The 15,318-nt window shown below is 68.1% G+C and carries 14 protein-coding genes; 7 read left to right on the plus strand and 7 right to left on the minus strand.

The genetic code is table 11. The annotated features are described in order from the left end of the window. The first annotated feature begins 73 nt into the window (after positions 1 to 73). Positions 74 to 1,786: a tannase/feruloyl esterase family alpha/beta hydrolase gene (locus tag AC1RVY_RS22140; RefSeq protein ID WP_492808184.1), complete on the plus strand. Its 1,713-nt coding sequence runs from the start codon at positions 74 to 76 to the stop codon at positions 1,784 to 1,786. 794 nt (positions 1,787 to 2,580) lie between these two features. On the opposite strand, the gene AC1RVY_RS22145 is transcribed toward AC1RVY_RS22140, so the two are convergent. Further along, positions 2,581 to 2,796 (minus strand): hypothetical protein, encoded by a 216-nt coding sequence (locus AC1RVY_RS22145; RefSeq protein ID WP_218339168.1) that lies wholly within the window; start codon positions 2,794 to 2,796, stop codon positions 2,581 to 2,583. A gap of 374 nt (positions 2,797 to 3,170) precedes the next feature. On the opposite strand from AC1RVY_RS22145, the gene AC1RVY_RS22150 reads away from it, so the two are divergent. Further along, on the plus strand, positions 3,171 to 3,374 hold the full coding sequence (locus AC1RVY_RS22150) for a hypothetical protein (protein ID WP_492808185.1): 204 nt from the start codon (positions 3,171 to 3,173) through the stop codon (positions 3,372 to 3,374). 191 nt (positions 3,375 to 3,565) lie between these two features. Here AC1RVY_RS22150 and pobA read toward each other — a convergent pair whose 3' ends face one another. Then, a complete protein-coding gene (gene pobA / locus AC1RVY_RS22155; protein WP_492808187.1) occupies positions 3,566 to 4,738 on the minus strand; it encodes a 4-hydroxybenzoate 3-monooxygenase in 1,173 nt (390 codons plus the stop codon). 103 nt (positions 4,739 to 4,841) lie between these two features. Here pobA and AC1RVY_RS22160 point away from each other — a divergent pair, with 103 nt between their 5' ends. From AC1RVY_RS22160 to AC1RVY_RS22170, 3 genes are all read left to right on the plus strand, one after another. After that, the gene (locus AC1RVY_RS22160; RefSeq protein WP_492808189.1) at positions 4,842 to 5,723 is read left to right on the plus strand and encodes a helix-turn-helix domain-containing protein; all 882 of its coding nucleotides are present in this window, start codon (positions 4,842 to 4,844) and stop codon (positions 5,721 to 5,723) included. An 86-nt stretch (positions 5,724 to 5,809) separates the two neighbouring features. Further along, positions 5,810 to 6,187 (plus strand): VOC family protein, encoded by a 378-nt coding sequence (locus AC1RVY_RS22165; protein WP_492808190.1) that lies wholly within the window; start codon positions 5,810 to 5,812, stop codon positions 6,185 to 6,187. A 15-nt stretch (positions 6,188 to 6,202) separates the two neighbouring features. Beyond that, positions 6,203 to 6,631, plus strand: coding sequence for a VOC family protein (locus tag AC1RVY_RS22170; RefSeq protein WP_218296596.1), 429 nt, complete (start codon positions 6,203 to 6,205; stop codon positions 6,629 to 6,631). A gap of 30 nt (positions 6,632 to 6,661) precedes the next feature. Here the strand turns inward: AC1RVY_RS22170 and AC1RVY_RS22175 are convergent, their stop codons facing one another. Further along, positions 6,662 to 7,114, minus strand: a complete 453-nt coding sequence (locus AC1RVY_RS22175) for an Lrp/AsnC family transcriptional regulator (protein ID WP_492808191.1) — start codon at positions 7,112 to 7,114, stop codon at positions 6,662 to 6,664. A 102-nt stretch (positions 7,115 to 7,216) separates the two neighbouring features. Between AC1RVY_RS22175 and AC1RVY_RS22180 the strand changes: the two genes are divergently transcribed. Together AC1RVY_RS22180 and AC1RVY_RS22185 are read left to right on the plus strand one after the other, a co-directional pair. Continuing rightward, on the plus strand, positions 7,217 to 7,837 hold the full coding sequence (locus AC1RVY_RS22180) for a LysE family translocator (RefSeq protein ID WP_492808193.1): 621 nt from the start codon (positions 7,217 to 7,219) through the stop codon (positions 7,835 to 7,837). A 103-nt stretch (positions 7,838 to 7,940) separates the two neighbouring features. Next, positions 7,941 to 8,477 carry an EVE domain-containing protein gene (locus AC1RVY_RS22185; protein WP_492808195.1) on the plus strand — a complete coding sequence of 179 codons (537 nt, stop codon included), beginning with the start codon at positions 7,941 to 7,943 and terminating at the stop codon, positions 8,475 to 8,477. A 520-nt stretch (positions 8,478 to 8,997) separates the two neighbouring features. Here AC1RVY_RS22185 and AC1RVY_RS22190 read toward each other — a convergent pair. The 4 genes from AC1RVY_RS22190 to AC1RVY_RS22205 all read right to left on the minus strand — a co-directional run bounded on the left by AC1RVY_RS22190 (position 8,998) and on the right by AC1RVY_RS22205 (position 15,316). Next, positions 8,998 to 12,735 carry a molybdopterin cofactor-binding domain-containing protein gene (locus AC1RVY_RS22190; RefSeq protein WP_492808197.1) on the minus strand — a complete coding sequence of 1,246 codons (3,738 nt, stop codon included), beginning with the start codon at positions 12,733 to 12,735 and terminating at the stop codon, positions 8,998 to 9,000. Further along, complete coding sequence (locus AC1RVY_RS22195) at positions 12,732 to 13,235, minus strand: (2Fe-2S)-binding protein (protein ID WP_218296590.1); 504 nt, start codon at positions 13,233 to 13,235, stop codon at positions 12,732 to 12,734. Before AC1RVY_RS22195 ends, AC1RVY_RS22190 begins: the two co-directional genes overlap by 4 nt. A gap of 22 nt (positions 13,236 to 13,257) precedes the next feature. Then, positions 13,258 to 14,430, minus strand: a complete 1,173-nt coding sequence (locus AC1RVY_RS22200) for an ABC transporter substrate-binding protein (RefSeq protein WP_218339176.1) — start codon at positions 14,428 to 14,430, stop codon at positions 13,258 to 13,260. A 142-nt stretch (positions 14,431 to 14,572) separates the two neighbouring features. Then, positions 14,573 to 15,316, minus strand: a complete 744-nt coding sequence (locus tag AC1RVY_RS22205; RefSeq protein WP_492255350.1) for an ABC transporter ATP-binding protein — start codon at positions 15,314 to 15,316, stop codon at positions 14,573 to 14,575. Between the last annotated feature and the right edge of the window lie 2 nt (positions 15,317 to 15,318).

Raw genomic sequence — 15,318 nt, forward strand, 5'->3', positions numbered from 1 at the left:
CCACGCTGCGGGTTTCCTTGCGCCTCAGAAAAACAGGAGACACACCATGAGCTTGAAAAAAAGAAGGACCAGAATGCACGCCCATCCCATCGCTTTGTCGGCCGTGACCACGGCCCTGCTCATGGGCTGCGGCGGCTCGTCCGATGCCGCCCTGCCCCAGCTCTCCGCCGCCACACCGGCCCCCCTACAGTCGTGCGCCACGCTCGCCACCAGTCTGGCCCTGCCCGACACGCGCATCACCTCCGCCGAGCAGGTGCCCGAGGGGCCCCTGACCCTGCAGGGCGTGACCACCCAGGCGCCCGCGCACTGCCTCGTCAAGGGCAAGATGAAGGAGCGCACCGGCCCCGTGGATGGCGCCAGCTACGCCATCGGTTTCGAGATGCGCCTGCCCGTGGCGTGGAACGGCCGCTTTCTGCACCAGGCCAACGGCGGACTGGACGGCAGCGTGGTCACCGCGCTGGGCTCGGTGAGCGGCGCCGCGCCGGTGGCCCCCGGCCTGGTCCAGGGCTTTGCGGTGCTCAGCTCCGACGCAGGCCATGGCGCGCCCACTCCCTTCTTCGGCGTGGACCCGCAGGCCCGGCTGGACTACGGCTACCAGGCCGTGGGCACCCTCACCCCCATGGCCAAGAACCTCATCAAGAGCGCCTACGGCAAGGCGCCCGACCGCTCGTACCTGGCCGGCTGCTCCAACGGCGGCCGCCACGCCATGGTGGGCGCATCGCGCTATGCCGACCAGTACGACGGCATCCTGGCGGGCAACCCCGGCTTTCACCTGCCCAAGGCCGCCACCACCCAGCTGTGGAAGGCCCAGCAATACGCCAAGGTGTCCACCAAAGACGCCACCACCGGCCTGCCCGACCTGAACACGGCCGTGAGCCCCGCCGAGTTCAAGCTCATCGGCAGCAAGATCGTCGCCAAATGCGACGCGCTGGACGGCGTGGCCGACGGCCAGGTCAACGACGTGGCAGCCTGCCAGGCCGCCTTCAACCTGCAGACCGACGTGCCCACCTGCACCGGCGCGCGCGACGGTTCGTGCATCACCAGCGAACAAAAGAGCGTGCTGGCCAGCATCTTTGCGGGCCCCAGGAACAGCAAGGGCGAGGCGCTGTACACGGGCACCTGGTTCGACCCCGGCATCGCGGGCGCCAACTTCGCGTCCTGGCACTTTGGCTCGCCCGCCACGCGCGACGCAGGGGCCGTGGCCTTCATCTTCACCTCGCCCCCGTCCACCGTGGCCGCGTTCACCGCCATCCCCGGCATGCAGTACGCGCTGAACTTCAGCATGGAGACGGACTACCCCAAGATGTTCGCCACCAACACCACGTACACCGAGTCCCCCTGGTCCTACATGACCCCGCCCAACGAAGCCGACCTGAGCACCCTGAAGAACCGGGGCGCCAAGATGATCGTTTTCCATGGCGTGGCCGACGGCGTGTTCTCGCCCATGGACACCGCCAATTGGATGGACCGCCTGCAGGCCAACCACAGCGGCAAGGCCGATGCGTTTGCCCGCCTGTTCCTGGTGCCCGGCATGAACCACTGCTCCGGCGGCCCCGCCACCGACCAGTTCGACATGCTGGCCCCACTGGTGGCGTGGGTGGAACAAGGCAAGGCACCCGACAACGTGACGGCCAAGGCGCGCGGCGCAGAGGCCAATGTGGTGAATGCCGAGCTGCCCGCCAGCTGGTCCGCCAACCGCACCCGGCCGCTGTGCGTGTACCCCAAGGTGGCGCGCTACAACGGCACGGGGGATGTGGAGAGTGCGAGCAGTTTCAGCTGCAAGTGATGGCGGATTGAAAGTGGGAAGCCCGGCTTGTGCCGGGCTTTTTCATCGGGCGAAGGGGTGACTAGAAGCGCTGCTGCGTGCAGCCCCGGAAGTTCCAGACTTTTGGGCCCGGGTTACACACTAGTGAGAAGCGATTTGCGCAGATTCATTGGCAGCTTTGCAGCGGTTGCTGCCGTTCGCATCTCGGTCACGAATGCGTACTATCGGCCAGGAGCAGTCGGTGGCGGCTAGCAAAGCGGACGCTCAACGTTCGACATGAGCGGCAGCTAGCGGCTTGCCGACAGCTGCCGCTCGATGGGGAGGTTAGATGTACCTCGTCGACTAGGCTCTGAGCTAGGTGCGGATTTGGGCTCGGAGTCAGACCTGCACATCGCTTGCGAGGCAAGCGCTACATTGATAGCAAACATCAACACCGAGGCCCCCATGCGCACAAACAGCCGTGCGCGCAGTAAAGCAAACACCCCAAGTGCAAGCAATACAAGGACGCCAGGCACAAGGAACTCGTGGCATCCGAGTACCGCGAACAATAGCGCTAGCAGAACCAGGCTGCACAAGACGCCAATCGAGATCGCCACAGACGCTTTCAAAGGGCACCTAACGTTTGACATGAGGAGCGTCCACGCGCGATAGCTCTTGGACGTAGCTCACGGTACAGGCTGAGCACCGCATCTTGGTCCGACTCACGCGCTCGACGAATTTGCATTCCTTTGCCTCCAGCTAGTTCCTGATTCTGCGACGAACGTCCGCTTTCGAGGGGGTTGGATCCAACCGTCTGCAACGGCTGGTTTTGGCGGCTATGCGAAGTATTGAATTGCCAGCCAAACAAGAAGTGCACTGCAAGCCGCCACTTGAATACGCTTGCTAATTGCATTCAGACGGTTAATTTCTACATCGAGTTGCGCAGATTTTTGTGAAGACCTGCGCTTGCTTAGCTTGGCGATTTTTACAGCCAAGACTGACTGCACAACGGCAAAGATAAGCAGAACTATTGCGACTTGATACCTAGTCATGGCGGCTTCTTCTGGTCGAGATGAACGGCATCAGCCAACGGCCGGTACTGGCCGATAGTACTCATTCACGAAAGTGGAGCGTACGTCCGCAACCGGCCTGAAGCGGTCGCCCGTCTGTTACCGTACTTTCGCACTCAATTCGCAAGCTCGATTGCCAGCCGGTTGACAGTGCCGAAGTCACGCCAAGCAACGACATTGGCAGGGCTGGATCCAGGGTGGAGTAGGCGCACGGAGTTGGGTTGACGCAGCTATGACCATCGACAGCAATTAGCTATTGCTCTGACGCGCCCGGTGTGCGTTCAGTCGGCACTGGCGATCTGCTGGCTTCGTTCTTCCCTTTCTTCCCTTTCTTCCCTTGGTCGTAATGCCACTTGATGGCGAAGAACATGCCGGTGCCGAACACGGCCACCTTGAACACAATGAAGACTATCGGGACCCAATCCATTGTTGAGATTTTCCTGGCTGTTGATTGGCACTCTCTAACGCGAAGTGCACTGCCTAAAACGCTGCGTCTGCAGCTTCATCGTGTTCAAGCCATCGTCAACGCTGACGCCGACACCACTGGGCAAATGATCTGAAAACTTGGTGTGATGCTATCGAGCCTACCGTCCTGGCGTAAGCATCAGTTCTGCCTAAATTTTGCGTAGCAGATGGAGACCGCTGCCCAACGCGACTGCCTGCACTGAACGCCGATTTGGGCGTAGAAAAAGGCTTGCAAGAGGAAACCCCATGCAAGCCTTTGATTGGGTGACGTGCTACTGCCGGGTGACTAGAACGGCAACCCCACGTAGTTCTCTGCCAACGACCCCAGCGCCTTCTCCGACGAGAACAGATACGCCAGGTCCGTGTCCTGCAGCTTCTGGTCGTAGGCCAGCGACTCGGGGAAGGTGTGCAGCATGGTCGTCATCCACCACGAGAAGCGCTGGGCCTTCCACACGCGGGCCAGGGCCTTTTCGGAGTATTTGTCCAGGCTGGTGCTGTCGCCATCCTTGTAGTGCGCCACCATGGCGTGGTACAGGTAGTAGATGTCCGACGCGGCGCTGTTCAGGCCCCGCGCGCCGGTGGGCGGCACGATGTGGGCGGCGTCGCCGGCCAGGAACAGGTTGCCGTAGCGCATGGGTTCAGCCACGAAGGAGCGCAGGGGGGCGATGGACTTTTCGATGGAGGGGCCGGTGATGAGCTTGGCGGCCACCTCGGCGGGCAGGCGGCGCTTGAGTTCGTCCCAAAAGGCTTCGTCGGACCAGTCTTCCACGGTGTCGGTCAGCGGCACCTGGATGTAGTAGCGGCTCAGCACCTGCGAGCGCAGCGAGCACAGCGCGAAGCCGCGCTCGTGCTTGGCGTAGATCAGCTCGGGCGAGACGGGTTGGGTGCGCGAGAGCACGCCCAGCCAGCCGAAGGGGTAGACCTTTTCATACTCCTTGAGCACGTCGCGCGGGATGGACTTGCGGCTCACGCCGTGGAAGCCGTCGGCGCCGATGACGAAGTCGCAGTCGATGCGCACCACCTCGTCGCCTTGGCGGTAAGTCACATACGGGTTGGCGCTTTTGAGGTCGTGGGGCTGCACGTCTTCGGCGTTGTGGATGACGACGCCCTTCATGCGGTCGCGCGCTTCGTACAGGTCGCGCGTCAGCTCGGTCTGGCCGTACACCACCACCGAGCTACCACCGCTGTACTTGTGCAAATCGACCCGTTCCATCTTGCCGTCGTGGGCGATGATGAAGCCGTCGTGGATCTCGCCTTCGCGGTCCATGCGCTCGCCGCACTGGGCCTCGCGCATGAGTGCGGCAAAGCCGTGCTCCAGCACGCCGGCGCGGATGCGGCCCAGGACGTATTCGCGGCTTTGGCGCTCCAGCACGATGGTGGCTATGCCCTTGAGGTGCAAGAGCTGCGAGAGCATGAGGCCCGAGGGGCCTCCGCCGATGATGCAGACCTGGGTTTTCATGGTGTCTCCTGGAGTGGTTGGTGCGTTCATGACATGGGTCAAACGGACCACCCAAAGATACGTGGCACAGTCGCCGCGTTGAATGGACGGATGGAGCCAGAACATGCACTTTTCGAACATCGGAACCATCCACTCGTACAGCCTGTTCGGCGAGTCGCAACACCTGCCCGATGTATTGCACTGCGAGACGATTGCCGAGCGCTCGGTGCTGCACGACTGGGAGCTGGCGCCGCACCGGCACACGCGGCTGCACCAGGTGCTGCTGATCACCTCGGGCGGGGGCATGGCGCACCTGGATGGCGAACGGATTGCGCTGTTTGCGGGTGCGCTCATCAACGTGCCGCAGGGGCACGTGCATGCGTTTCGCTTCACGCAGCACACGCAGGGCTGGGTGGCCACGCTGGCGGACGAGCTGATGGACGAGATTTTTGTGCGCGTGGGCGATGTGCGGCGCGACCTGGCGCGGCCGGCCGTGGCGCCCGCGCCGCCCGAGCTGTACCAGGCCATGGGCCAGATCTGGCAGGAGTTCTCGGGCCGCGCCAAGGCGCGTGCGCTGGTGCTGCGGGGCCTGAGCGCCACGCTGCTGGGCTGGGTGGCCCGCGCCATGGAAGAGCACAGCCCGGGCGACACCGCGGCGCCAGAGTCCAGCCTGGTGCAGCGGCTGGAGGCGCTGATCGAGGCGCATTTTCTGGAGCACTGGCAGGTGGCGGACTATGCGCGCGCGCTGGCCGTATCGCCCACGCACCTGAGCCGGGTGGCCCGCGCCACCACCGGGGTGTCGGCCCAGCGCCTCATTGAGGCGCGCCTGATGCGCGAGGCGCGGCGCAACCTGGCCTACACCCATCTGGGCGTGGCCACCATCGCCTACACGTTGGGCTATGCCGACCCGGCGTACTTCACGCGTGCCTTCACGCGCGATGCGGGCCTGTCACCCCGCGCGTTTCGTGCGCAGGTGGCTGCGTCGGCGCCCACCCCGGCGATGTGATGCCGCGTGACAGGCTGCTGACACGCCGCTGTCAGCAGCCCCCGATCACCATCAGGGCTTCTTTCTTTCACACACAAGGAGCCCCCATGAAAAACGCCGTCGCCTGGTTCGAGATCCCCACCACCCAGCTGGACCGCGCCCAGGCCTTTTATGAAGCCGTGCTGGGCCAGCCCATGCGCCGCGAGAACATGGGCCCGAGCGAAGGCGCCGTGTTTGCCTACGACCCCGCGGCCGATGGCGCGGGGGGCGCGCTGATGATGGGCCCCACGGCACCGCAGGTTTCTGGCGGTGGCACACTGGTGTACCTCGATGCATCACCCTCGCTCGACGCCGCGCTGGAGCGCGCGGTGGCCCAGGGCGGCCGCCTGGCCCTGCCGCGCCAGGCACTGCCGCCGGGCATGGGGTTCTTCGCGCACATCCATGACCTGGATGGCAACCGCGTGGGTCTTCACGCACTGTCTTGAAGAAAGGACAACCGCATGGAAACACAGGAACTGCACAGGGGCCGCCTCATCGACCACATCCAGCTGGTCGTGCGCGACCTGCCGGCCAGCCAGGCCTTCTACACCGCCGTGTTCAAGGCGCTCCAGGTGCCGATGGGCGGCACGGGCGAAGGGTACTTCTGGGCGGATGAGCTGTTTGTCTCCACCGCCGACAGCGCCGCTGCCCAGGGCCATCTCACGGGCCGGCACCACCTGGCCTTCCAGGCCCGGGACCGCGCCATGGTGGAGGCATTCCACCAGGCCGCCCTTGCCCATGGCGGCACGGACAATGGCGCCCCGGGCGAACGGCCGTACCACCCCGGCTACTACGCCGCCTTTGTGCTGGACCCGGACGGCAACAACATCGAGGCGGTGTTCCACGGCGAGGCGCAGCGCAGCGCGCCGTCGGTCAAGGTGACGTTCTGATGGCCTGACGCCCCGGGCCCCGCCACTGGATCAACAACCCACCTCGGGGCGGGCCAGGCCGCGCAGCGGTATCGGCGTGGAGAACACGATGGAAGTGCGTGTCTCTCCATAGCCGTTGATGTCGCCCAGGAAACGCTCCAGGTCCGGCAGGTCGCGCGCCACCACCTGCAGCACATACGAATCGTTGCCGCTGACATGGTGGCATTCCAGCACCCGCGCGGATTGGCGCAGCTTGTCGATCAGCGCCTTCTTGCCGGGCTGCGGCACGTTGATGCCCACCACCGCCCGTACGCCGTAGCCGACCTGGGCGGGGTCGATGTCGGCATGCACGCCACGCACCACCCCGGCCTCCTGCAGGCGCCGCACGCGCTCCAGCGTGGCGGGCACCGACAGCCCGACCGTGTGCGCCAGGTCCTTGAGGGATGCACGCCCGTCGGCCTGCAGCGCGGTGATGAGCCGCCAGGCCTTGTCATCGACTTCCATGGAACGCCTTTTTGAGTAAATGCAGAAAAATAGGAAACCAGAATTGAAAAATACCTAATTTTCAGCATTCTCCTTCGCAAGGCGCCCCCCTAGCATCGGTGCATGGACTTCGCATCACTCACCCTCTTTCTTCAAGCCGCCCTCATTGGCGTCCTCATCGCGGCCCCCGTGGGGCCTATCGGCCTGTTGACGATGCAGCGCACCCTGGAGCGGGGCCTGGCGGCCGGGCTGGCCACCGGCCTGGGCGCCGCTGCCGCGGACGCGGTGTACGGCGCCATCGGCGCCTTCAGCGTGCGCTGGCTGATCGACCTGCTGGCCAGCGCCAAGACACCGCTCGCGCTGGGCGGCGGCGCGCTGCTGCTGGTGCTGGCCTGGCGCACCTGGCATGCGCCGGTAGCCCACACCGCCGCCCCGGCGCGCGATGCGCGCGGCCTGCTGGGCCTGGCGGCGGGCACCTTTGCGCTCACGCTGGCCAACCCGGCCACCATCGTGTCGTTCATCGCGGTGTTTGGGTCGCTGGGCGGCGGCCGGCAGGCCATGCCGTCACCGCTTTGGATGGTGGCGGGCGTGCTGGCGGGTTCCGCAGCGTGGTGGCTGCTGCTGACCGGCGCCATCGCGTACCAGCGGCGGCGCTTCACGCCGGCCTGGCGCCAGCGCATCAACCAGGCATCGGCGCTGCTGCTGGGCGGGTTCGCGCTGTGGCAGTGGGTGCAGCTGGTCTGACGGCTCGTGTAGCCAACGCAGGAGATGCTGCAAGGGTACTGACACTGCGGTGTCAGCAGCACGCCCGCACCATCGGTGGCTTCTTTGACCAGGAGCTTTTCTCATGACCGACGCCGTGCTGCAACACACCCTTTGGCCGGATGCCGAGCCTGTGCGAATGCCCGTATCGGCGGGAACCTCTGACGCCCCCGCGCGCCGCAACTGGATCGCCGTGGCCAGTGCCCAGCACGCCCGCCGGGGCTGCGCCGAGCCGGGCGCCGGCTACATGCAGGTGTGCCATGGCAAGGCCGCGCCGCTCAGGCGCATCCAGCCGGGAGACCGCGTGGCCTACTACGCGCCCACGGTCACCATGGGGGGCAAGGACCGGCTGCAGGCGTTTGTCTCCATCGGCCTCGTGCTGCCGGGCGCGCCCTATGCGTTTGACATGGGCGGCGGGTTCGTGCCGTTCCGCAAGGATGTGGCCTATGTGCCCGCGCGGGAGGCGCCGATCGCGCCGCTGCTCGATGACTTCGAGTTTGTGGACGACCGCACGCATTGGGGCGGCAAGTTCCGCTTCGGGCTGTTCGCCGTCAGCAACCACGACATGCGCCTGATCGCGCGGGCGATGGGGGCGGATGCCACGTTGCTGCACCTGGCATAGGGCGCACGCACGCCACCCGCCGCCCGGAGTCATGAAGCCCGCAAGGCGGCTCCCACGGGGCTGCGCCTGCCGGCGCGCCCCACCGGTCAGCACACGGCCATCAACGCGTCCACGGTTCTTCGCTGGGCAGCGGTCAGGGCGGCATAGCCTTCGCGCATCATGCGCAGCACGATCCCATGGATTTCCAGTTCGACAGCGGTCATGGTGTTCCCCTTGGAGAAAAGTCCCCCGACCGCCGCGCGGGCTGGCCGGCCCCTCTGGGTGCACGCGGCTGGCCGGCAGGCACCCGGGCCCGCCCAACCAGGGGCCGGGCCCCATGCCACTGTGCCCCCGCGGCGCACGGGCAAGGCAGGGATGTGAGGGGGAATGGCGGCGCTGTTCATCCTCCGGTGGCGGCGCCACCTACTGCACCCACGGCCCGCAGCGGGTGGCCAGCGCAGCGCGCCCGGCCTCATTCACTCATATTTTCATAGCTGCCAGCGCTTATCAATAAAGCGCCAGAGGCCAAAAACACCCTGAATCAGGGATGGGCGGGCGCCGCACGCACACGCGCCAGCGCCTCGGGCACGCCGGTCCACGCGGGCCGGCCCGGGGCATAGCGCTGGCGCATGTAGAGCGCCAGCTCGGCGATCTGCGCATCACTGAGCGCGTGGCCGAACGCGGGCATGAAGCCGATGTCGCGCGCGGCGGGTTCGCGGATGCCGTGCACGATGACCTGCAGCAGGTTGTCGGGCCGGTCGCTGTGCAGGTTGCTGTTGAGGGCCAGCGGAATGTTCACGCCCAGCAGCTTCGGCCCATCGCCGTCGTGGTGGCAGGCGGCGCAGGCGCCGTTGAACAGGCGCTGCGCGGAGCCGGGCTGGGGCGCGAGCGCGGCGGCCTGGGCCACGGCCGCCGTGGCGCGGGCCCGCGCCGCGTCGGCGGCAGGCTCCGTGGCGGCCGTGAACGAGGCGAGGTAGGTGGCCATGGCGCGGATGTCGCCGTCGGGCAGGTGCGCCAGTTCGCGCACCACGGGTGCCATGGGGCCGGAGGCGCTGCCGTGCTGCGCGCTGTGGCCGTGGCGCAGGTAGCCGTAGAGCGACTCGGCGCTCCAGGGCACGGGTGCCTTGGACAAGCCGGTGAGCGCGGGGGCCTCCCACCCGTCAATGAGCGCGCCCGACAGGAAGGCCGCCCCGCCCTGCTCCGCGCCCAGCGCATTGCGCGGCGTGTGGCAGGCGCCGCAGTGGCCCACGCCCTGTACCAGGTAGGCGCCCCGGTTCCACTCGGGCGGGCGCGCGGGGTCGGGCTTCCAGGGCGTGGCGTCGTGGAACAGCGCGTTCCATCCAGCCATGAGCGGGCGCACGCTGAAGGGGAATGCAAGTCGGGTGGCGGGCACCTCGGCGCGCACGGCGGGCTGCGCCATGAGGTAGGCGTAGACCGCCGTGAGGTCGTCGTCGCTCATCTTCGCGAACGAGGTGTACGGGAACGCCGGGTACAGGTGGCGGCCGTCGCGCGAGATGCCCTCGCGCATGGCGCGCTGGAAGGCGCTGAACGACCACCGGCCGATGCCGGTCTCGGCGTCGGGCGTGAGGTTGGTGGTGTAGACGGTGCCGAACGGCGTTTCCATGCCGCGCCCGCCCGTGTTGGGCGTGCCGCCGGGCGCGGTGTGGCAGACCACGCAGTCGCCCGCGGCGGCCAGCAGGCGGCCGCGCTCGATGGTGGCGGCGTTGTACACCGCCGCACCGCCCGCCGTCTGCACCACGGGCGCGATGGACGGGCGCCAGCCCAGCAGCGCGGCGCCCATGGCCAGCCCACCCGCGGCCAGGGCCAGTGCACGCGCCCAGGGGCTCCGCTGGCGCGGCCACGTGGCGGTGGCGGGCACGGTAGGCGCTGGCAGCTCCAGGGTGGGCAGCACGTCGGCAGGCTGCGTGGTGGCGGTGCCTGCCGTGCCCGCATCTCCCGCGCCGGCGTTTCCCGGCAGCGGATTGAGCCCGGCGCGCACCACCTCGGGCGTGAAGGGCGGCGCGCGAAAGCGCACACCCGTGGCGTCGAAGATCGCGTTGGCGATGGCCGCCGTGCCGGGCACGGAGGACGACTCGCCCGCACCCAGCGGCGCCTCGTCCTGCCGGGGCATGTGCATGACCTCGATGACCGGCACCTCGCGGAAGCTCAGGATCGGGTAGCTGCCCCATTCGCGCGTGTCCACCGCCTGCGTGACGGGGTCGAAGCGCACCTGCTCCTTGAGCGCGCGGCTGGTGGTCTGCACCACGTTGCCGTGCACCTGGTGCTCCACGCCGGCCGGGTTGACCATGAGGCCCGCATCGTGCCCCACGACCACGCGGCGCACGTGGACCTCGCCGGTCTTCCTGTTCACGTCCACGTCGGCCACCCAGGCCGCCCAGGCGGCGCCAAAGCCCGGCCATTTGCTGTGGATGTAGCGCGCGTAGGCAAAGCCCTGGCCCTGCACCCAGTCGCCGTCCAGCCCACGCTGCAAGGGGCCGGTGCGGCGCACCCAGCCCGCCTTTTCCGCCGTGGCCTGCACGAGCTCGGCCGCGCGCGGATCGTTCAGCAGCTGCAGGCGGAATTCGACCGGGTCCACGCCCGCCGCCGTGGCCAGCTCGTCCACATACGACTCGTGCGCGAACGAGTTGGGCAGCGCCGAGACGCCGCGCAACCACGAGGCCCGCACGATGGGCGCCATGTCGTTCACGGCCACGCGCAGGTTGTCGTAGCCGTAGGGCGGGCGCGCGGTGCGGTCGCCCATCTCGTAGGCCTGGGCCACGGGCTCGATGGTGCGCGTGAGCAGCAGGGCCAGCGTGGGCGCGCCGTTGGAGGGGTAGGAGGTCTCGAAGTCGTAGGCCGCCACCGAGCCATCGGCGTTGAGCCCGCCACGCACCTGCATGAGCTGGGCCGTGCCCTTGGGCTCCCACAGGTGCTCCTGCTCGCGCGTGAGCTGCACGCGCACGGGCGCCCCCACGGCGCGCGAGAGCAGCGCAGCATCGGCCGCCACGTCGTCGGCCCCGTTGCGGCCGTAGCAACCCGCAACCTCCATGCGCACCAGGTCGATGTCCACGTCGGCCAGGCCCATCAGCCGGGCCAGGTCGGCGCGCAGCACATGGGGGTTCTGCGTGCCGGCCCAGACGGCCATGCGGGCACGGCCCGAGGTTTCGTCCTGGCGCCACTCGGCCACCGCGCACGAGGGGCCGATGGAGCCGTGCAGCTGGTAGGGCCACACATAGGTGCGCGGCATGGGCTGGTCGGCAGCGGCCAGCGCGGCATCCACATCGCCCTCGTCCACCAGGCGGCGCTGGGTGGCGGGGTTGGCGCGAATGGCCTGCTCCACCGCTTCAGCGCTGTCCTGGCGCGGGAAACCGGGCCAGTGCTTCCACTGCACCTTCAGCTCGCGCAGGGCTTGCTCGGCCTGCTCCTCGCGCTCGGCGACGATGCCCACGAAGTCGCGGATCACCACCACCGCGCGGATGCCCGGGATGTGGGCGATGGACGACTGGTCCACCGATTCCAGCGTGTTGCCGATGAAGTCGCCATGGTCGGCGCCCGCATAGGGCGGGCGCACCACGCGCCCATGCAGCATGCCGGGCACGCGCATGTCGTGCACGAAGACCAGCTCGCCGCTGACCTTGGCGGGGATGTCCACGCGCGGCACCGGCTGCCCGACCACGGTGTAGTCGGCCGCGGGCTTGGTGGGCGTGGCCTCGGCGAGCTCCAGGGCGGTGTGCGCGCCAGCGAGCAGTTCGCCATAGGCCATCTGGCGCGCCGGTTCGGCGGCCGCCTGCACCACCCCGGCCTGCACCCGCAGGGTATCGGCCGCCACGCCCAGGCGCGCGGCGGCGCGCGCCACCAGCCAGTGGCGCGCCTGCGCCGCGGCGATGCGCAGCGGCCTGGCGTGGATCTGGATCGAGGCGCTGGCGATGGTCGCGCCCTGGTTGGGCGCGCGCGCGGTGTCGCCCAGCACCATGTGCACCCGGGCCAGCGGCACATCGAGTTCCTCGGCCACGATCTGCGCCAGCGCCGTGCGGATGCCCGTGCCCAGGTCGACGTGACCGTTGAGCGCGGTCACGCTGCCGTCGTCCCACACGGCAATCAGGATTTCGACCCCCTCGGCCGGATTGCCCGCCACCAGCGCGGGCTGGCCTTTGACGGGCGGCGGCGCGGGCGGCGGGTTGCGCACCACCAGCAGCACACCCTGCGCGGCATGGAAGTCGGCGCGGGTCAGGGGTGCGTGGGCGCGCAATGGCAAGGCGCCGGCGGGCGTGGTGCTCATGCCCTGGCCTCCCGCATCAGCACGGCCGCGCGCAACACGGCGCGGATGATCTCCACATGGGTGCCGCAGCGGCACAGGTTGCTGGCCAGTTCGCGGCGGATGGCGGCCTCGTCGGGGTCGGCGTTGCGCTCCAGCAGGGCCACGGCCATCATCACCATGCCGCTCAGGCAATAGCCGCACTGCGCGGCCTGCTCGTCGATGAAGGCCTGCTGCACCGGGTGCAGCCCCGCGGCCTGGCCGCAGCGCGCCGGCAGCCCCTCCAGCGTGGTCACGTCGCGCCCCGCCGCGCCCCGCGCGGGGATCACACAGGCCCGCGCGGCCACGCCGTCCACCAGCACCGTGCACGCGCCGCACTGCCCCAGGCCACAGCCGTACTTGGGGCCGTTGAGCTGCAGGTCGTTGCGCAGCACGTGCAGCAGCGTGGCGCCGTCCGCGCCGGTGGCGGGCAGTGCGCAGGGCTGGCCGTTGACGGTGGCCGTGGCGCTGGGGGTGGCGTGCATGGGGCGAACGGACTCCTGGCCTTCAGCGCTTCAAGGTGCCCGAGCGCGTGTACATCTCCAGGTCCACGAAGTTGGAGCCATTGTGGTTGCCCGGGCCGTATTGCAGCGGGAAGTCGCCGAGCTTGGTCGTCCCCATGTCCTCCATGGCCTTGATGAAGCCATCGCGCGTGAGGTTGCGGCCCGCGCGCTTGAGGCCTTCGACGAACACGCGCGCGGCGATGTAGCCTTCCAGCATGGTGTAGCTGTCGATCTTCTCGCCGGCGTCGGCGCGGTCCTTGCGGTAGTCCGCCACGATGGGCATGCGACTGGACTGGGGCGACGGCACGATGCTGGCGGTCACCAGCCCTTCGATGCCGCCGTTCAGGCGCTGCGCAGATCCCGGCGCGTCGGTGATGCCGACGGAGATGGTGTACAGCGGCGCCGCGCTGCCGCTGGCACGGTAGTCGCGCAGGAACACTTCCACCATCTTGCCGGCCATGATCATCACCACGGCACCGGGCTGGGCCTTGGTGAGCGTGGCAACCTGGGGCTTGGCGTCGGTGGCGGCGATCTCCATGGGCACGGATTCCACCACCTTCACCTTCAGGCCCTGCGCGATCTGCAGGCAGGTCTCGAGGTTGGACTTGCCGAACGCGCTGTTCTGGTAGATGACGGCAATGTTGTTGATGCCCAGGGTGGCCAGGTGGCCCACGATCTTGCGCAGCTCGGTCTCGTAGCTGGCGCGCACGTGGAACAGGTGGCGGTTGTGGTTGGTGCGGAACGAGGTCGTGCCCACCAGCGGCGCGAACATGGGCACGCCCGCCTTCTCGGCGATGGGCATGGCCGCGATCAGGTTGCCCGTGGCCACGTAGCCGATCAGCGCGAACACCTTGTCCTCCTCGATGAGGCGCGTGGTGTTCTCGGCGGTCTTCTTGGGCTCATAGGCGTCGTCGTGCGAGACGAGTTCCAGCGCACGCCCGTGCACCCCGCCGGTCTTGTTGGCCTTGTCGAACGCCAGCACGATGCCGGCCTTGTAGTCCACCCCGAAATCCTTGGCCGGCCCCGTGAAAACGGCCGACTGCCCCACCTTGATGCGGGTGTCCGTCACCCCGGTCTCGGCCGCTGCCGGGCCAGCGGCTCCCAGAGCGGCGGCGGCCAGGGCCGTCAGCACCACCCGGCGGTCGATGCTCCCATCCTCCATCCCACGAAACTTCATGAAACGCTCCTTACATCAAAGGCGCAAGTTTCCCTGCAAGCGAAGCGGCTGTGCAACCATTTCCGCGAGGTGTTGTGAATCCGTCATAGCCGCCACCCCGGGCCCTGGCCGCGCCATGGGCGGGCGGGCAGCGGCCATGGCGCTATACGCTGAGGTAGGCGCGGCGAACCTCTTCGTTCGCCGCCAGCTCCGCCATCGTGGCCTGGTAGCGAATCTGCCCCTTCTCCAGCACATAGGCGCGGTCGGACACCAGTTCGGCAAAGTGCATGTTCTGCTCGGACAGCAGGATGCTCACGCCCTGTTCCTTGAGCTCCAGGATCATGTGCGCCATCTGCTCCACGATCACAGGCGCCACGCCTTCGGAGGGTTCGTCCAGCAGCACCAGGTAGGGGTTGCCCATGAGCGTGCGGGCCACGGTCAGCATCTGCTGTTCGCCGCCGCTCATGCGCCCACCCGGGCGCTGGGGCATTTCGCCCAGGTTGGGGAACAGCTTGAAGAGACGCTCGGGTGTCCACACCGGGGCTGTCGTGCCATCGGGCCAGCTGCGGGCGGGCTGGCGCCCCACCTCCAGGTTTTCCATCACCGTGAGGTCGGTGAACACGCGGCGGTCCTCGGGCACGAAGCCCAGGCCCAGGCGCGCCGCATCGTGCGGGTCGCTTTTGGAGATGTCCTGGCCCATGAACCGGATCTGGCCCTTGCGCTTGGCGAGCATGCCCATCAGCGTCTTGAGCGTGGTGGACTTGCCCGCGCCGTTGCGGCCCATCAGGGCCACGACCTCGCCCCGGCGGACGTCCAGATCCACGTCGTACAGGATCTGCGCGGCGCCGTACCAGGCCTGCAGCCCCTGGGCCTGCAGCAGCACTTCTTTGGGTTCGTTGGTCGTCATGC

The sequence above is a fragment of the Acidovorax sp. GW821-FHT11A03 genome (assembly GCF_058809075.1).